Origin of the sequence: Alicyclobacillus sp. SO9 (assembly GCF_016406125.1) — a bacterium.
Lineage (GTDB): Bacteria > Bacillota > Bacilli > Alicyclobacillales > Alicyclobacillaceae > SO9.
This window is the reverse complement of record NZ_CP066339.1, coordinates 4,463,530-4,480,722: the sequence shown is the minus strand read 5'-3', so window position 1 is coordinate 4,480,722 and position 17,193 is coordinate 4,463,530. Positions and strand designations below refer to the sequence as shown.

At 46.9% G+C, this 17,193-nt stretch carries 19 protein-coding genes; 15 read left to right on the top strand and 4 right to left on the bottom strand.

Translation table 11 applies throughout. From position 1 onward, the window contains the following. Positions 1-27 precede the first annotated feature (27 nt). From GI364_RS20945 to GI364_RS20900, 10 genes are all read left to right on the top strand, one after another. Positions 28-780: a MerR family transcriptional regulator gene (locus GI364_RS20945; protein ID WP_198851127.1), complete on the top strand. Its 753-nt coding sequence runs from the start codon at positions 28-30 to the stop codon at positions 778-780. 176 nt (positions 781-956) lie between these two features. Next, positions 957-1,433, top strand: a complete 477-nt coding sequence (locus GI364_RS20940) for a CcdC protein domain-containing protein (RefSeq protein WP_198851126.1) — start codon at positions 957-959, stop codon at positions 1,431-1,433. A gap of 232 nt (positions 1,434-1,665) precedes the next feature. Further along, positions 1,666-2,505, top strand: coding sequence for an MBL fold metallo-hydrolase (locus GI364_RS20935; RefSeq protein WP_198851125.1), 840 nt, complete (start codon positions 1,666-1,668; stop codon positions 2,503-2,505). Positions 2,506-2,562: 57 nt separating this feature from the next. Further along, a complete protein-coding gene (locus tag GI364_RS20930) occupies positions 2,563-3,258 on the top strand; it encodes an MBL fold metallo-hydrolase (protein ID WP_198851124.1) in 696 nt (231 codons plus the stop codon). Positions 3,259-3,298: 40 nt separating this feature from the next. Then, a complete protein-coding gene (locus tag GI364_RS20925; protein ID WP_198851123.1) occupies positions 3,299-4,693 on the top strand; it encodes a dipeptidase in 1,395 nt (464 codons plus the stop codon). Between the two features lie 106 nt (positions 4,694-4,799). Then, positions 4,800-5,603, top strand: coding sequence for an MBL fold metallo-hydrolase (locus tag GI364_RS20920; protein WP_198851122.1), 804 nt, complete (start codon positions 4,800-4,802; stop codon positions 5,601-5,603). A 20-nt stretch (positions 5,604-5,623) separates the two neighbouring features. Continuing rightward, on the top strand, positions 5,624-5,821 hold the full coding sequence (locus GI364_RS20915; RefSeq protein WP_198851121.1) for a hypothetical protein: 198 nt from the start codon (positions 5,624-5,626) through the stop codon (positions 5,819-5,821). Positions 5,822-5,906: 85 nt separating this feature from the next. Continuing rightward, positions 5,907-6,509 carry a GNAT family N-acetyltransferase gene (locus tag GI364_RS20910; RefSeq protein WP_198851120.1) on the top strand — a complete coding sequence of 201 codons (603 nt, stop codon included), beginning with the start codon at positions 5,907-5,909 and terminating at the stop codon, positions 6,507-6,509. A gap of 28 nt (positions 6,510-6,537) precedes the next feature. Then, positions 6,538-6,894: a YrdB family protein gene (locus GI364_RS20905; RefSeq protein WP_198851119.1), complete on the top strand. Its 357-nt coding sequence runs from the start codon at positions 6,538-6,540 to the stop codon at positions 6,892-6,894. Between the two features lie 275 nt (positions 6,895-7,169). Next, positions 7,170-8,030: a zinc-binding alcohol dehydrogenase family protein gene (locus tag GI364_RS20900; RefSeq protein WP_198851118.1), complete on the top strand. Its 861-nt coding sequence runs from the start codon at positions 7,170-7,172 to the stop codon at positions 8,028-8,030. A 92-nt stretch (positions 8,031-8,122) separates the two neighbouring features. Here the strand turns inward: GI364_RS20900 and GI364_RS20895 are convergent, their stop codons facing one another. Beyond that, a complete protein-coding gene (locus GI364_RS20895) occupies positions 8,123-8,752 on the bottom strand; it encodes a TetR/AcrR family transcriptional regulator (RefSeq protein WP_198851117.1) in 630 nt (209 codons plus the stop codon). A 187-nt stretch (positions 8,753-8,939) separates the two neighbouring features. Here GI364_RS20895 and GI364_RS20890 point away from each other — a divergent pair, with 187 nt between their 5' ends. Together GI364_RS20890 and GI364_RS20885 are read left to right on the top strand one after the other, a co-directional pair. Next, entirely contained in the window at positions 8,940-9,467 is a 528-nt protein-coding gene (locus GI364_RS20890; protein WP_198851116.1) for a NuoB/complex I 20 kDa subunit family protein, read from the top strand. 45 nt (positions 9,468-9,512) lie between these two features. After that, on the top strand, positions 9,513-10,301 hold the full coding sequence (locus tag GI364_RS20885; RefSeq protein ID WP_198851115.1) for a putative protein N(5)-glutamine methyltransferase: 789 nt from the start codon (positions 9,513-9,515) through the stop codon (positions 10,299-10,301). A gap of 105 nt (positions 10,302-10,406) precedes the next feature. Here the strand turns inward: GI364_RS20885 and GI364_RS20880 are convergent, their stop codons facing one another. After that, the gene (locus GI364_RS20880) at positions 10,407-10,730 is read right to left on the bottom strand and encodes a winged helix-turn-helix transcriptional regulator (protein WP_198851114.1); all 324 of its coding nucleotides are present in this window, start codon (positions 10,728-10,730) and stop codon (positions 10,407-10,409) included. A gap of 305 nt (positions 10,731-11,035) precedes the next feature. On the opposite strand from GI364_RS20880, the gene GI364_RS20875 reads away from it, so the two are divergent. After that, entirely contained in the window at positions 11,036-11,992 is a 957-nt protein-coding gene (locus GI364_RS20875; RefSeq protein WP_198851113.1) for a ring-cleaving dioxygenase, read from the top strand. 6 nt (positions 11,993-11,998) lie between these two features. Beyond that, complete coding sequence (locus GI364_RS20870) at positions 11,999-12,610, top strand: alpha/beta hydrolase (protein WP_198851112.1); 612 nt, start codon at positions 11,999-12,001, stop codon at positions 12,608-12,610. 67 nt (positions 12,611-12,677) lie between these two features. Here GI364_RS20870 and GI364_RS20865 read toward each other — a convergent pair whose 3' ends face one another. Both GI364_RS20865 and GI364_RS20860 read right to left on the bottom strand, forming a co-directional pair. After that, a complete protein-coding gene (locus tag GI364_RS20865; protein ID WP_198851111.1) occupies positions 12,678-13,469 on the bottom strand; it encodes a TrmB family transcriptional regulator in 792 nt (263 codons plus the stop codon). Between the two features lie 55 nt (positions 13,470-13,524). Continuing rightward, positions 13,525-13,938: a nuclear transport factor 2 family protein gene (locus GI364_RS20860; protein WP_198851110.1), complete on the bottom strand. Its 414-nt coding sequence runs from the start codon at positions 13,936-13,938 to the stop codon at positions 13,525-13,527. An 809-nt stretch (positions 13,939-14,747) separates the two neighbouring features. Here GI364_RS20860 and helD point away from each other — a divergent pair. Next, the gene (helD, locus tag GI364_RS20855) at positions 14,748-17,192 is read left to right on the top strand and encodes an RNA polymerase recycling motor HelD (protein ID WP_198851109.1); all 2,445 of its coding nucleotides are present in this window, start codon (positions 14,748-14,750) and stop codon (positions 17,190-17,192) included. Position 17,193 lies beyond the last annotated feature (1 nt).

Below are 17,193 nucleotides of genomic sequence, written 5' to 3'. Positions count from 1 at the left end.
CTATCGGCTACAGAAACTTGTGGAGGGATGATGACGACGAGTCGCGATAAATGGAGAGTCGGAGAACTGGCAAAACTTACTGGAGTCACCATCCGTACGCTTCACCATTACGACCAAATTGGATTGCTGATCCCTTCGATTCATTCGGACGGCGGTCACCGACTATATTCCAGAAAGGATATCGGTCGTCTAGAGCACATTATCAACTTGAAACAACTGGGGTTTAAGTTGGCTGAATGTAAGTGCTTGTTGGATAACCCGGATTTTAGACCACACGAGGCTATCCGAATGCGGTTAAAGCGTCTAAATGAGCAAATCGGGAGATTGGAAGAACTGCGTCATCGCTTGGGCGAACTGCAATACATGCTTAATGGTGGACAAGATGCGTCAGCAGAACAATTGATAAAGATTACTGAGATGATGAATATAACTCAGGATTGTTTTGCCCCAGAAGAAATAGAGAAAATTAAGAAGCAAGCTCAATTACTCGGTTTAGAAAAAGTCAAAGAAGCCGAGAACGAATGGCCGTCTTTGATTGTTAAGACACGTTCGGAGTTAGATAAGGGCAGTTCACCGGATAGTTTCAAGGTTCAGCTTCTGGCTAAACGGTGGATGGAACTGACTAACCTGGTGACAGGTGGTGATCCCGGTATTATTAAATCTGCTCAACAGTATTATGCGAAAAATCCTGACAAGGCTGAGTCGTTTGGAATCGATAAGGAACTCTTGTGGTATGTCTCGAAAGCGCTATCCATTTATTGCACTAGCGATGCTAACTAGACCTTGCGCTAAATTAGTCACCAGTGATGTCATCGATTGGATGAATGAAAATCACAGGGAGGATATAGGAGGATTGTTAGGATAGCCACCGCCTAACCAGCATCCGTCATACGCTTTAAAACAAATGTGTTGGCCAAATAACTGCGAATGCCAACAAAAATCGGGGGAGTTACATAATGGAACTAGGTATTTATTTAGTGTTAGGCGTTGTCATTGCAGCGATTATTATCTGGAGAATACGCCGCCTGGTCAAGCCATCCCATAGGCCAGTCACTAGGCGTAGGCTTTTGCTCCAGTTAATCTTGGTAATCGTTGTCATCGGTCTGGATTGGGGATTCTTATCTGCATATATTCACTACCCGCCGGCATGGATGGCCATTGTGACAGGAGTCGTTGGTATTGCCATGTCCCTACCGCTGATTTTTACGACCCATTATGAGAAAAGAACAGATGGCCAAATCTATAGCAAAAAAAATCGATTGTTCATCATCAGTGTTATAGGTTTGATCATCATCAGGGTACTCGGAGACATCTTACTGCGTCGGTATGTTAACCCTGCGACTTTTGCGTTTCTGACCTATGTTCTCGTCCTTGCATATTTCGTTCCTTGGCGACTAGCCTGCCTGATGAAGTATCATCGTCTTATTTCGTAAAGTGTTAACTCAAGCAAACAGCACGTAAGAACTTAGCTGTAAGTGGATAATTGGCACTTTTAAGGCAGGAAACTTTAATGACCTTCTCACACGATCCAATTGACCGATTTGGTCAATTGGATTATAATACAGATGGATATCATGGACCACTCTGAAGAATGTGGCACAAAAATTACGATTGCGGTGCGTCAAAGACAGACGGTATACAAATGGGAAACTGGAGGTGTAATGAATGAAATCGATCCGCTCAAACTTATTTATCCAAACCAGCTATGTTCAGAAATTACAGAGTGTAATCATAGTGACCCAAGCGTCTATTACTGTAATAGACCCTGGATTTTTTCCGGATGAAATATCCGAAATCCAGAAGTACGCTGCACAATTTGATGGGTCTGGTCGGAAGAAATATCTAATTCTTACCCATTCTGACGTCGATCACATTGCTGGTGTACATGCCTTTCCCGACTACTCCGTACTTGTGGCGTCGACTTGGAATAAGGAGAATGAACGGCGGTCTATTGAGACGTTGGAATTTATTGATACTAGCAATTATTTGGACAGACCTTGGAGTGGACCAATGCCCCCGATTGTTGCCGATAGGTTGTTGGAAGACGGGGAACAGTTTGCCGAATTTACGTTTTATCACACGAAAGGGCATACGTCAGATGGATTAATACTACTTCACGATGGCGTTGCAATTGTCGGCGACTACCTTTCTGCAGTAGAGTTTCCTTTTATTTTTACGTCCTATCGAGACTATTTGGGGACGCTGAAGAAACTGCGAACAGTGTTTGCCGAGCATGATATTCAACTGGTTATCGCTCAGCACGGTCCGGCAGCAACAACGAAGGAAGAGATTCAACGTCGAATCCATATGTCCGAAGACTATATTCACAGGCTCGAGGATTTGGTTCAGGGGGCTATTAGCGTTGGTCTGGAGATGGAAGCAACGGTCCAGAAATCGAGGGGTTTCCTGTACGAGGATAGGAGCATTCCCGTCGGCGTTCAAAATCTGCATGACAACAATGTTCAGAAGATGTATAAGGAACTGCAGACCGTGCAACCATCGTGATTGGATTCACCATCTCTGTCTAAGTAGATAAATTGTTGCTATCTGGAGGTAAACTGCGTGCGCTTAATTCAAAATAGAAACTTATATCAGTTAACTTTTCTTCCGACTCTCTTTCCGGTCAACTGCTATTTTGTAGTGGAGGACGATGGCTTGACTTTGATTGATACTGCTCTTCCATACAGCGCCACATCCATCTTAGCTGCTGCATCGAAATTACAGCGTCCCATCGTCAGAATTCTTTTAACGCACGCTCACGGCGATCATGTCGGAGGTCTCGACAAGTTGAAGAAGGCCCTGCCAGACGTTTCCGTGCAAATGTCGGTTCGTGACGCTAGACTGCTGGGCGGTGATCGCACCCTAGACCCGGATGAACCGCAGACTCCGATTCGCGGCGATGTGCCTAAGCCTAAATCTATTGTAACGACGCCAGACGTCCTATTGCATGATGGCGACCGCATCGGCTCGTTAATTGCTATTTCTACGCCCGGGCATACCCCGGGCTCAATGTCGTTCATTGATACACGCACTCAGGCCATCATCGCAGGTGACGCGTTTCAGACGAGGGGTGGATTTGCTGTGACAGGGCAACTGAAGCCACTGTTTCCGTTTCCTGCGATGGCGACGTGGAACAAAGAGATCGCCATTAAAAGTGCTCTCCGAATCGTGGACTACAATCCTACGTTGCTCGCCGTTGGACACGGAAAAATGCTTGAAAATCCGGTGGAACACATGGCTCGCATCATTGGCCGTTAGGCGCTCCAATACCTGCTGCAGCATAGGGAGGCATATGTAGATGAAACATGAGTTCCATTGGTCTCAATACCTTGACACAAACCATCAGAAGTTTCTTTCGGACTTTAAAGAATTTCTGAGCATTCCCAGTATTTCAACACTTCCGGAACACAAGGAAGATATTCGGCGGGCGGCTCATTGGCTCTCAAACAAGTTGAGTACATGTGGACTGGAGAATGTGGAGATTTTGGAGACGGACGGTCATCCGGTCGTTTATGCGGATTGGGTTCATGCGAATAATGCGCCAACTGTCCTGCTCTACGGGCACTACGACGTACAACCGGTTGATCCAATTGATACATGGGACACGCCGCCGTTCGAACCTGCATTGAAAAATGGTTATATTTATGCGAGAGGCGCCAATGACATGAAAGGCAATGTTTTGCTGCTAATCCATGCCTGCGAATCTTACTTAGAGACTACTGGAAAACTGCCTGTAAATGTTAAGTTTTTGATTGAGGGCGAAGAAGAACTCATGAGTCCATCGCTTCCCAAGTGGCTGGAAGAGAATCGGGGAAGGCTCACCTGCGACTTCATTGCCAACGCCGATGCAGGACAGACAGATAAGCGGTTCCCAACCATCGTGACTGCAGTGAAAGGGGCACTGGGGGTAACCATTGACGTAATAACCGGGCCCTCCGATTTGCATTCTGGCTTAGCGGGCGGCATCGTGCACAACGCGTTACACATAATGTCTGAGCTGATATCCAGTTTTCATGACAAAGATACGAAAATAAGCATCACGGGCTTCTATGATGACGTTTTGGAACCGACGAAGGAAGAACGGGAACTGTGTGCACAGGTTCCTTTCAATCATGACGAAAACATCAAGCGAATGTTTGGAGTCCGCGATTTGATACATGAAGATAACTACACACCAGCAGAGGTTACCTGGTTTCGACCTAATCTCGCAGTCCACGGTCTCTGGGGTGGTTTTCAGGGCTCGGGATTTAAGACCATCATTCCCTGCGAGGCACATGCAAAACTCTCTATTCGGCTTGTGGCCAATCAGGATCCGAGCGACATATTTGACAAATTGGAACGTCACATCCATGAACACATCCCCACTGGTGTTAAAGTAACGGTTTCGGAATTTGGGGTCGGAGCCAAGGCCTACACTTTGTCTGAGTCCCATCCCGCTTTGAGGGCGGCCGACGAAGCCCTGAAGTCAGAAATGAAAGCTGCGCCAGTTCACGTGCGAATGGGGGCGGCGATTCCTATTCTGGCAACCTTCAAAGCTATACTCGGGGTTGACGTTGTAACCATGGGGTTTGGGAACGGAGGAAACATTCACGCACCTAATGAGCATCAAAATTTGGCGATGTGTTACCTAGGTGCCCGCACGTATGCGAGATTCTTCGAACTGCTCGGTACTGACGGCCCCGTAGATCATTGAAATAACGAGTTGCGAAAATACATCAAGGAACATAAGGAAGTTCAGGCGATTAAGATGCGATTTCTATAGATAGCAAGAAATTCAATTTTGCGAGGAGGTATTTCTTATGCGCATGCACATGGATCTTGAAGAGGCTTCTGTTCAGTTAGTCGGTGGTCCGACTACTATCATTGAGAGTGGCGGGTTGCGTTTTGTGACGGACCCAACGTTTGACCCACCGACTACCTATGATGTCGGTGGTCGGACTTTGACAAAGACTACGTCACCGTCCGTGAACCCGGAATCAATTGGAGCAGTCGATGCAGTACTTCTGTCTCACCATCAGCATGTAGACAATTTAGATACCAAAGGTCGGGATTGGATGACAGGTGTGCAAACCATATTCACGACGACCGAGGCTGCGGACCGCATCCCTGGTGTGGTGGCATTGCCGAACTGGAACTCTGTGAATATCACTAGGCCGAACGGTGAAGTTTTGAAAGTAACCGGTGTCCCGGCACAACATGGGCCGGACAATACGCAGCACTTAGTGGGTGAGGTTACTGGCTTTGTGATTTCAGGTGAGGGACTTCAGACGATCTACGTAAGCGGCGATAACGCGTCGCTGTCAGTGGTGCGCACCATCGCAGACCGTTTTCCCTCAGTTGATGTGGCAATTCTCTTTTGCGGAGCGGCTCAAACCCCATTGCTCGAAAACAGGAATTTGACGTTGGGGAGTGAGGATGCTGCGAAAGCTGCACAGATTTTGCAAGCACGCAGAGTGATTCCTGTTCACTACGAGGGGTGGGCTCATTATACGGAGGGTACGGAATCAATTCGCTTCGCGTTTGAAAAGATGGGCATAGAGAACTGTTTACATCTTCTCAAACCAGGTGAACGAGTCAATCTATTTCACGAAATACCACGGTAATACTTTGTATTGTTGGGAGATTGTCCATTAGCCAATTGCTTGGTGTACCAATGGGTATGATGATGGCGAGTCTTGGCACGTATACGTACCTGGGTTACTGGTTGGGTAAAACGTATGGGTTAAGTGTCGATTCTATCGGTGGTCAATCGTGGTACAACCGAATTAACCTATTTCGCGAAGTCGGTAATAAGGACTTCGTCTGCGTCTGCCGCTCTTAGGATTGATGCTAATCCTTGATGCAGAGGGGATTCACAGTGCCTTATGGGGCGGCATACAGACAGAGTGTAGAAGGAGGTAAAGTATTTGAACTTTGAATCCATTTTTAATGAATTTCCCATCATTGAATCTGAAACGTTAGTGTTCAGGAAAATCGAACTAACAGATCTTGATGACATTTTTGAGATCTATTCGAATGAACGAGTTTTTGAATTTAGCGGAATAACAGCAAAGCAAGACAAATCGATGGTTGAGAGATTGATCTTAAAATTTGACGATGAGTTCAAGCACAAAACGAAGCTTAAATGGGGGGTATGTACCAAGGGAACAAATGAGAGGCTGGTTGGAATTGTCGAAGCTTTCGACTTTAACCGTGAAATCGAACAAGCGACTATTGGATATTTTTTTGCTGAATCTAACTGGAATAAGGGGTTTGCAACAGGAGCGGTTAACCTGCTCATCTCCTTTTTATTCCATCAAATGCAGGTAAATCGGATTCAAGCGGAAGTGGCACCCGAAAATTATGCGTCCCAAAAAGTGCTGGTAAAGAACGGATTTCTGAAAGAGGGGACTCTTCGACAAGCTGCTGTTTGGTCTGGCAAAGGAAAGGTTGACCTTGAGATATACAGTATCTTAAAGCTAGATTACCTAAAACGTAATTCTTTCATTACAGTTCAACGTGAGCATTGACGAATCCAGTGGAGGTGGGGGGACTAGAATGTACGTTTTCCGGGGCGTTCTTAGGTTTGCATTCTTCTTGACGGAGCTATGTGCTTTGGCTGCAACGGGATATTGGGGATTCCAAGCCGGTCACAGCGTCCTGATTCGATATCTGTTGGGGGTTGGCTCGCCAGTCACTATTGCCGTTATTTGGGGTATGTTTGTTGCCCCAAAAGCTCGTATACCCGTGTCAGTGTACATACGTGCGACGATGCAGCTGGTGGTTTTCTGCGGCTCAGGACTCTTTCTGTATCGTGCTGGGCAACATCAGCTTGCACTTGTGTACATCGCTTTTGCACTCGTCGTGCTTGGGTTGACGCACCTTCTGAAAAACGAGCTCAGATTCGATGCGTGACGGAGGTAATCGGTATTTTGACGGGCATGATTGTAGTGACACTGACCGTCGGACTGAGGCTGCCATTTCCAAAGAATCTGAGATAGGATCGTCAGCTCTAATTATAGGGATTTTTTTAATATTATACATAATAGGTATGGGAAAGAGGTGGAGCAGATGAAGGCAGCCGTCATGCGAACAGCGGCGTCAATTCCCGCATATGGGGATTTTGCCGAGCCAATAATGAACGAGCAAAGTGAGATGGTTGAACTTGTGGCAGCGGCATCCATCCGGTAGTGCGCGCGTTAGCGGAAGGGCGGCACTACGCGGGGAATACAGAATGGCCGCTGGTACCCGGCATTGACTGTGTGGCTCGTACTTCTGAGAATTCACTTGTGTTTACGGGCTCAGTTCATTCACCCTATGGCACTTTCGCTGAACGGATGACAGTGCCAAAACGATTCCGTTTTCCTCTCCCAACGGGATCCGACCCTCTTCAAATTGCGGGGGGGCTCAACCCTGGTCTTGCTTCCTGGATCCCGCTGTTGTCTCGATGTTCTGAGATTGGTTCCCTCGGAACCGTCATTGTTCTGGGTGTTACCGGGACGGCAGGAATGCTGGCTGTACAGAATGCGCGGCTGCTGGGGGCGCAGTGCATTATCGGAATTGGACGTAACATGAATCGAGTTGGACGTCTTTCGGCAGAAGGCATGAAACCGGTCGTACTGGAGGGGGAGGTGGACATGGATTCCAAAGTCATTCGAAACGCACTTGAAGGAATGCACCCAACCTTGGTGCTTGATTTTCTTTGGGGTCAGCCGGCTGCTGCATTGTTGCACGCACTAGAGAAGAAAGGTCTTGAAGAGGATGAGGGGGATATTAGTTATGTTCAAATCGGATCGGCGGCACATAGCAGCACCACAGTGAGCGCGGAATTGTTACGCAGTCGGCGCATCCGTATATCCGGGAGTGGCGCGGGTGCAGCACCAATTCCTAAACTTTTCGCGGAACTCCCAGTCTATATCCAGATGATTGCCGACAAACGTATTAGAGTGCCTGTGAGGACATTTCCACTGTCTCAGATTCATGAGGCCTGGCTTGCATCTCGCAGCGGGGGACCCCGAGTTATCGTGGTTCCTGACAATGTCCATAGCTGAAACCATAGTGTTGAGTGCACCTCATACTAGAGAGGGTGTGTAAAGCGGAACATGGAGCAGACGGTGGCTCTGAGAGAGCCGCTTGACGCATCTTATTCGGCATAGAATATGTGTCTGAGGAACGTGAGGTAGGAATCAAGTTCGTCCATGACATTATCGTAATCCACCCTAGAGTCTACACGTAACTCCCAGTTATCTTGCGGTCGGTTCGTAAAGTGTTCCATCGTCCAAAAGGCTACACTGATAGCCTTGGTCGTATCGAGGCCTTTCCTGAATTTCTGCACGTCAATGCCATCGAGGATGCGGTCGTGAAAATCTTCTACATACCGTATGTTTCGTGCTTTTAAATCTTCCGCAAGTTCCACCACATCATCTCCGTTGGCCATTAGGAGAAATTCATACATTTGCGGGTATCTCTTTATAATGTTCATCTTGAGAATTGCCATCTGTTTGAACCGGTTTAGAACGTCTGTGTCGGTGAAGTCCAGTCGGTCTAGCATTTCCTCGCTCACCACAGCAAGCGCATAGTCATAGACATACAGAAACATCTGCTTTTTGTTATGGAAATAGTGAAATAACAATCCCTTGGAAATGTTTGCTTCATGAATGATTTCATTTGTCGAAGCCAGTTTATATCCCCTCTTTGCAAATTCCCCAAGGACAGCGTTAATCACGCGTTGTTGCTTCTCTTTACTAATCGCCTCGAATGCCGCGAATTCCAATCTTGCCCCTCCTTTTAGAATGTAATTTCAGTGTATCAATATAGACTACACTAGAATCCCACCGACACCCAACAATTCGATGAATAAGTTACGTTTAAAAACCTTCATTGACCATATCGGTCATTCGTGATATAACCAAATTGACTAATGTGGTCAATTTATGGAGTGCATGCAAGGAGAATGAGAAATGAATTATTTAGAGGCAGGAGCGTTGCCGGTCATTGAATATGAGGGATTCACGCAGGAAGAAAATGCCGAGATACGTCGACAAGGTGTTCTCGTCACTCAAATTAATCAACTGATGAACTGGTCCCGGAGTAACAGTTTGTGGCCTCTATTGATGGGGCTCGCATGCTGCGGCATAGAGATGATGAGTGCTGCCGCAGCGCACAACGACCTCGACCGTTTTGGAGTGATTTTCCGAGCTTCGCCACGCCAGGCGGATGTAATGATTGTATCCGGTACCGTGACAAAGAAGTTTGCACCGATACTCAAGCGGCTGTATCACCAGATGCCAGGGCCAAAGTGGGTCATTTCGATGGGCGTTTGTGCAACCGCCGGAGGCCCATATGTGAAGAGTTATTCTGTCGTCAAGGGTGTCGACCAACTTATACCTGTAGATGTGTATATCCCCGGATGTCCGCCATCACCTCAAGCCTTGATATATGGCATCAATTTGTTGCAGGACAAGATAAGATCTGGCCGGGCTTTCTAATCTCCACGGGAAATGGCATCATGTAGGGTAGAAAGGTTGATTTTAATGCGAGTTTCCCAAATTCATCGTTTTGATATAGTCACCAGACTTCGAGATTCAGGGTGTGTTTTTGCTGAAGACGAGGCAGAATTGCTCATCTCAACCGCTCTTTCGATGGATGAACTCGCACATATGGTAAACAGACGTGTTGCCGGACTACCGCTTGAGTCTATCCTTGGATGGGCTGAATTTTATGGGTCGCGAATCATGATTGAGCAGGGAGTGTTCGTGCCCCGTCGTCGAACCGAGTTTCTGGTTCAACAAGCGATTACTGAGGCACGTCCTGCAAGCAACATTATTGTCGACTTGTGTTGTGGCTCAGGGGCGATAGGTAAGGCGGTGATTTCATCGTTAGAACAAGGGGATTTATATGCAGTGGACATCAATCCAATTGCAGTCCGCTGCGCACGTTATAATGTTGCCAACAAGGGTACTGTTTTCCAAGGTGACTTGTATGAACCACTGCCGTCAATGTTACGTGGATGTGTAGATATTTTGGTTGCGAATGCCCCATATGTACCTACTGATGCCATTGAAATGATGCCGCAGGAAGCAAGATTATATGAACCGATAGTGGCACTCGATGGTGGTAAGGACGGACTTGAAGTGCAACGTCGTGTGGTTGCTGAGGCACCATTGTGGCTGGCACCAGGAGGGAAGTTACTCATGGAGACGAGTCAACGCCAGTCGGTGGAGACCGCTGAACTGTTCTCCAATCACGGATTCATACCGCGAGTGGTTCACTCCGACGAAATGGATGCAACGATTGTCATTGGAACGAAGCCGATACTTTAGATGTGTTTTCCGCAAAGCGGCAGCTTTCCTGGGTTTGTCATCATGTGCTATCTGGTCACAGCAAGTGTACAGAAGCACCGCCATTTGCACACCCGGCTCGGGGGTTTATAGGTTCTGTGCCGGAACCCATTTATCTGCCCAGCATTGAATCTGATTCATCACGGCTTCCAGCTCATGTCCTTTCTCTGTCAGATTATACTCCACACGAACCGGGGTTTCCGGGTAGACATGGCGTTGGACAATGCCTGCAGCCTCCAATTCTTTGAGCCTCTCAACCAGCATTCTATCGCTTAAGTGTGGAATTATTGCAGAGATATCTGAGAAACGCCGTTTGCCAGACAGCATGACCCGTATGATAAGCCCTGTCCATCGCTTACCCAGCAACTCAAAGGCGGTTTCAAATTTGGAACACAGTTCGAATTCACTCATACTAAGACCTCCATTCAAAACTTATCTTATCATACCAATTGACAAAAAGTAAGTCACTATTGTACCATGTATGACGAGTGTTAGAGACTAAATAAAAATAAGTCAATAACCATAGGGAAGGCGCGGCTCAGATGCAATTCGCCGCTCACCATGCACCCGCTGAATACGCAATTTATCTTGATTCATCGTTTGTCGTCAGTCATTGTATGGACAATGAGAACCCCAAGACTCTGGTGAGAAAGTGTTCCTTCCAGCACTTTTGGAACCGCGTCTAATGGAGCCTATTTAACAAGGAGTGAGATGTCATGAGTCAAGGTATCTTGGGCCTTCATCACATCACCGCAATGTCAGGTATTGCACAAAAAAATGTCGATTTCTACGTGAGTGTTCTGGGACTTCGGATGGTTAAAAAGACCGTGAACTTTGATGCGCCGGATGTGTACCACTTCTACTATGGGGACACTCGTGGTACTCCGGGAACGATTTTTACGTTCTTCCCATTTGGGGACGGTCCACGTGGAACCAGTGGTGCGGGTCAAGCTAATATAACGTCGTTTTCAATTCGTCCTGAATCCATGGAGTTTTGGATCCAGAGGCTGACTAACCACGACATCATTTTCAGTGGTCCAGAGGAGCGGTCGAATAACAACCGCGTCATCACGCTTCGTGATCCCGATGGTATTACGCTTGAATTAGTAGCCCATGATGGAGCAGAAGTAAGACCCGGTTGGCAGGATGGACCGGTTCCGAGGGAACATGCCATCCGCGGATTTTATGGTGTCACGATTACTGTAAAAAATCACACCTTAACTTCCGCGCTGCTGACGGACGTCATGGGTTTTCGTTTATTGGAACAGAATGGTCGGAGGTATCGGTACGAAGTAGGTGAAGGTGGACCGGGGGCCATTATTGATGTGATGAGTCAAGAGGGAGCCCAGTACGGCAGACAGTCAATCGGAACGATCCACCATATCGCCTGGCGTGTTGCCAATGAAGACGAACTGGTCCGTTGGCAAACCATCTTGGCGAACACCGGACTGCAGGTCACAGAAGTGAAGGACCGCAACTATTTTAAATCCGTCTACTTCCGCGAACCAGGCGGTGTGCTGTTCGAATTGGCAACAGATCCACCGGGTTTTTCCATTGACGAGTCGCTTGAAAACTTGGGTACAGATTTAAAATTACCGGATTGGCTGGAGTCGTCACGTTCAAGCTTGAAAAAACAGCTACCATCGATTCAACTGCCAGTCTTCGAGAGGTGAGACGTAATGGACTTCATCCATCAATTCATCCCCGCATCAGGCGGCAATGAGATGACGCTGCTTCTTCTCCACGGTACTGGGGGCACTGAAGAAGACCTGCTTGCAGCAGGGAAGTTTTTGGCGCCAAGTGCCGCACTGCTCGGAGTGAGGGGGAAAGTCTTGGAGCGGGGGATGCCTCGCTTCTTCCGGAGAGTAGCTGAGGGTGTATTTGACGAAGAAGACCTTATGTTCCGCACGCGTGAATTGGCACACTTCACTGAGGAAGCTGCCAAAATGTATAAACTGAATCCAAAGAAGATATTTGCCGTTGGTTATTCGAATGGGGCGAACATTGCAGCAAGTATGCTGCTTCTTGAGCCATCTATACTATCAGGAGCCGTCCTGTTTCGCTCGATGGTTCCACTCGAACCAAAACCACTGCCCGATCTTACGGGAACACCAATTCTCATGCTATCAGGAAGACAGGACCCGATTGTCCCTGTAAGTAATAGTGAACGACTCGCACAACTATTTAGTGAGATCGGCGCCAATGTGACATTGAACTGGGAAAGCACGGGTCACGGTTTAACTAGGCCGGAATTAGAAATAGCAAAGAGTTGGATACAAAAGCTCGCCTGATGACAGGTTGCAGACTCCGTTTGCGTAAGAGTAAACGGAGCCTGCAGAAAGGGTAAACAGACACTGCTTATTCGATTATCCAGCCTTTTTCTTCCCAATACAGTTTACGAAGAGTTGCATACTGATGACCGTACCGGGCGGTTAGTTCTGGCCCGAAGTCTGCTTCAATGTGGTGCATGATTAAGTCATGGTAGAACGCATTCTTAAGAATGTCTGCTACTCCGGAATGCTCAGTTTCCAGTGCAGAAGGGTTCATATCGCCGCCAAAATTCGCGATGATTGAAGCATGTGAATCACAAAGCAAGGAAAATTTTCTCGGCATGTCCGACGGTATATCGTAGGCCATGTGTTGAACGATATTCTTCAGGGGGGTTCTGAACTCTCCTAGCGTGACAACTACGACAGTTATTCCGTGTGCTTCCGCCTCAAGAAGCGTTTCTTCGATTGGCGGGAGGTCTTCAGCCCAAGCATCCACGACGATTAATTGTGTTGCATTGACGATTAATCTCCGAATGGCTCTATTTACGGGATCGGAACCCTTCCAACTGTAAAAGCCAGGTGCATGCCGAGCAGATGTCTTAAGTTTGCTTGACAGCACACGAGCGGTTTGCTCAAACTCCGATTTGAGTAGCCCTATAAATTGGTTGATGGGAACTGCATCATACAGTGTTGGGTGTCCGTCGATGATGCGACATCCTCCTTTGTCAACAAGAGAACGTAAAGCGGAATATACATTTGTGCGCGATACGGAAACACGTTTCGCGACTTCGTATCCAGAGAGAGGTGAATCAACGTGCAACGTCAAATAACAACGAGCCTCAAGCTCTGAAAGTCCAATCCGTCTTAGATATTCAATCATCGATTCATCTCCTGTATGTGCGCCAAATAATGTTTGTCAGGGTTTTAACGGCAGATTAGTGTGCAGTATGAATACTGCGATCGCTTTCGTCATTCGACATCGGGCGAGTAATCTCGTGCGTCTCCACGATTTTTCCATCGACAATGCGAAAAAATGTACTCACTTCACTTTCCACCGTCCTCCCGTCATTAAACACAGATTTTCCTATGTGTCGTTCAGCAAGCCACTCACCGTCGTAAACCACTTGTTGGATGTTAAACTCCATCGATAGCATGTGCTCCTGTACATACTCTAAATGTGCAATTTGTTCGTCTCTTGTTACCGATTTTCCATCAGTTGTCTGCGTATAATTCTGTGCCATATAATTGTCGGCGACTTTATGCGCCGATTCTGCAGGCTCCGTAAAACATTCCTTTACCAATTGTTCCATGTAGTTTCTCGCGGATAAACCGTTGATTAGGTGTTCCACCGATAACACTCCCTTGAGTAGTATTTATTGGTACGACGTGGTGCGTGACGATACTATACCTCTTTTGGACTTAGGTCAAGTGTGTTTTGTAGAACCATGACTTATGAGCTTACTTTCGAGCTCTTAACCCTTATTGCAGTGATTGCAGTGATTGGTTGTGTTGCATGAATGGGGTATTTTGATTTGAATCCGCTTAGAAAAGACTCTCCTGCAGTTGGTTCAGGATAGTAACTACATCATCTTCTATGGTAGTATTTATATAATTTGTATAAGTGATGAAAAATAGTATGCACTCAAGAGGAGTGATGATTTTGGCACCTATGTTCTTATTGCTTGTAATCATTGTCATTTTCTTAGTTCCGGCAGTATTTCAGTGGCTATGGAATATCACTTGTCCTGATGTGTTTCGTTTACCATAAATCACTTATTGGCAAGCATTCCGCATCGTAATTTTGGCTGCTATTTTGTTTGGTGGGGCCCATTTTTCCACTCAAAGCAATGGCATATGGAATTTTGGTCTATGACCGGAAGCCCTCTCATGCAACAGTCAAGGCTATAGTGGTAATAGGAGGTCCGGAATTTTCCCTCGTAAGAAGTAGAATGTGGTAGAGATAAAACCAAACAAAGAGCCTGGACAAATTCTCCAGGCCCTTTGCTATTGCATAAAAACAGACACAGCGATACAATAAGGCCACGTCTGTGTTTTTATAAATTTCTCATAGAAGTCCCATTGTACACTTTTAGTGTACCACTTAGGCAACAATTTGTCAAACGATTTGCGTGATCTTCTGGTGAAGGGGTTGGGCTTGATGGATGCAAGAGATTGGCAAGTTGAACAAGAGCGGCTGCGCTATGTTGTGGAGAAAGTCAAAGGGAAAATTGTCGCGTTGGAACCGAAGGTGTCCGGTCTTGCCCAACAGGTGACGGACATCCGCAAACATTTTTGGGAGGAAGTCACGGTTAACACAAGCACCCCTGAAGACTTCGAAGAGACCTTTTATTCAATTAACCAGCAGCACGCTGTTTTAGCGGAAAGGGAGCGGGGGCACGGGCTGTTGATGAAACAATGGAATGATTTAAACAGACTTCTCCCATCTCCATATTTCGGGCGCATCGACTTCCATGAGGATGGTCTGAACGCCACGGAGCAGGTCTACATCGGCGTGTCTTCGTTTATTGAAGAAGATGGATTAGATTTCTTGGTCTATGACTGGCGTACTCCAATTGCCAACATGTACTACGATGGGTCTCCGGGTGCCGCTTTTTATGATGCTCCGTCTGGACGCATTTCTGGAAAGATGGAATTGAAGCGGCAATATCAGATTCAAAATGGACAGTTGCTTCATATGTTTGACGCAAGCTTAACGATTGGTGACGAGTTGTTGCAGCAAGTGCTGGGAAAAGGCGCAGATCCTCAAATGAAGAGTATTGTTGCTACCATTCAGAGGGAGCAAAATGCCATTATCCGAGATGTAAAGAGTCGGATGCTAATCGTGCAGGGTGCCGCCGGCAGCGGCAAGACATCTGCAGCGTTGCAGCGTGTAGCATTCCTACTATACAAGAACCGAGATACCCTGAACGCTGACCAGGTGATTCTCTTTTCTCCCAATCCCATTTTCAACAGTTATGTATCCACTGTCCTTCCGGAACTTGGAGAGGAGAACATGCAGCAGGCGACATTTCAGGAATACCTCGAATACGAGTTGGGTGCATCGTTTGCACTTGAAGACCCCTTCGAACAGTTTGAATATGAATGGACTGGGCGACAGACTCCTGGATATGAAGCTCGTCTTCAAGGTATGAAGTACAAGGCATCGGAAGCGTTCTTAAATGCCATCAACAACTATGTGTTGTGGCTGGGATGTAAAGGCATCCTGTTCAACAGCATTCGATTTAGGAACCGTGAACTCATCACGGAGGAGCAAATGAAATCAAAATTTTACAGCTATCCGACGTCTTTGAAATTGGACAATCGTGTCGTACTGCTACAAAAGTGGTTGCTTGATGAGCTCGCTTTGCTCGAACGTCAGGAGATGGAGGCAGAGTGGGTTCAAGAGGAATTGAATTACCTTGACAATGACGAATATGCGGACGTCTTCGGCGAGTTGCACAAGGAGAGAGAAGTCTTTGACATTCACGAGCAATTTGCCGTAATACAAGAAAGAATTCACAAAAAACGGCGAGAAGACGAAGGTGATTTTGACTTCGCCCGTCGGGAGGAAGAACTTCTCCGCAAAAAGCTCGTAAAGAAGCGTTTCCAACCTCTGAAGCGAAAGGTGAAAAAACTCAAGTTCGTTGACGTCAAGGGTCTATACGATCAGTTGTTCGGCGACAAAGCGAGTTTTGAGGTGATGACAAATGCGACGGATATCCCTGCTCTATGGACAGACATTTGCAAACAGACAAGATGTAAGCTCAGTCGAGACGAGTTGTTTTATGAAGACGAAACCCCGTTTTTATACTTAAAAGAACTGATTGAGGGCGTTCGGACAAATACGCAGATCCAGTATGTGGTTGTCGATGAGGGTCAGGACTATTCACCGTTTCAATACCAGTATCTTAAGAAACTGTTTCCTCGTGCTCGTTTTACTGTACTCGGTGATTTTAGGCAGGCAATATTCGTTCAGGCTACGCATTTGCACCAATCGGACTCCTCTTTGCTGCGACTGTATGGTCATGATGAAACGAGGGTGATGAACCTTGTACGCAGCTATCGTTCGACCCGAGAAATAGTCATGTTCACGAAAGGCTTACTCTGTGACGGAGAAGAGATTGTCCCCTTTGACCGAGGCGGTAAGAAACCTCTTCTCATGCGTATGAGCAGTAGAGACAAGCGAGACACGCAATTATTGAGAGATATCGCGTCGCTTAGATCCGAAGGATTTGACTCTATCGCGATTATTACAAAGAGCGCATCGGAAAGCCGCAAGGCTTATGAATCCCTGCAGACACGAGGCTGCGACGACCTTATGCTTACTACGAAACAGACGCCTACCTTTGAAAAGGGAGTGATGATGATTCCGGTATATCTGGCAAAGGGAGTTGAATTCGACGCGGTCATTATCTATGATGCGTCCTATCAAGCTTACAATCGGGAAAACGAGCGTACGCTTCTGTACACTGCGTGTACGCGGGCAATGCACCGGCTGCTACTGTACTCAGTAGGGGATTGGTCGCCTTTTGTGCAGGCTGTAGGTCAGAACCTGTACGAGTCGACACATGAAGGACGTAACGAGATAGAAGGCCAGTCATAAC

What these genes read in the sequence shown, in the direction of transcription:
- GI364_RS20945 (WP_198851127.1), top strand. Translation starts at nt 28, where the DNA reads ATGATGACGACGAGTCGCGATAAATGGAGAGTCGGAGAACTGGCAAAA.
- GI364_RS20940 (WP_198851126.1), top strand. Translation starts at nt 957, where the DNA reads ATGGAACTAGGTATTTATTTAGTGTTAGGCGTTGTCATTGCAGCGATT.
- GI364_RS20935 (WP_198851125.1), top strand. Translation starts at nt 1,666, where the DNA reads ATGAAATCGATCCGCTCAAACTTATTTATCCAAACCAGCTATGTTCAG.
- GI364_RS20925 (WP_198851123.1), top strand. Translation starts at nt 3,299, where the DNA reads ATGAAACATGAGTTCCATTGGTCTCAATACCTTGACACAAACCATCAG.
- GI364_RS20920 (WP_198851122.1), top strand. Translation starts at nt 4,800, where the DNA reads ATGCGCATGCACATGGATCTTGAAGAGGCTTCTGTTCAGTTAGTCGGT.
- GI364_RS20905 (WP_198851119.1), top strand. Translation starts at nt 6,538, where the DNA reads ATGTACGTTTTCCGGGGCGTTCTTAGGTTTGCATTCTTCTTGACGGAG.
- GI364_RS20890 (WP_198851116.1), top strand. Translation starts at nt 8,940, where the DNA reads ATGAATTATTTAGAGGCAGGAGCGTTGCCGGTCATTGAATATGAGGGA.
- GI364_RS20885 (WP_198851115.1), top strand. Translation starts at nt 9,513, where the DNA reads ATGCGAGTTTCCCAAATTCATCGTTTTGATATAGTCACCAGACTTCGA.
- GI364_RS20880 (WP_198851114.1), bottom strand. Translation starts at nt 10,730, where the DNA reads ATGAGTGAATTCGAACTGTGTTCCAAATTTGAAACCGCCTTTGAGTTG.
- GI364_RS20875 (WP_198851113.1), top strand. Translation starts at nt 11,036, where the DNA reads ATGAGTCAAGGTATCTTGGGCCTTCATCACATCACCGCAATGTCAGGT.
- GI364_RS20870 (WP_198851112.1), top strand. Translation starts at nt 11,999, where the DNA reads ATGGACTTCATCCATCAATTCATCCCCGCATCAGGCGGCAATGAGATG.
- GI364_RS20865 (WP_198851111.1), bottom strand. Translation starts at nt 13,469, where the DNA reads ATGATTGAATATCTAAGACGGATTGGACTTTCAGAGCTTGAGGCTCGT.
- helD (WP_198851109.1), top strand. Translation starts at nt 14,748, where the DNA reads ATGGATGCAAGAGATTGGCAAGTTGAACAAGAGCGGCTGCGCTATGTT.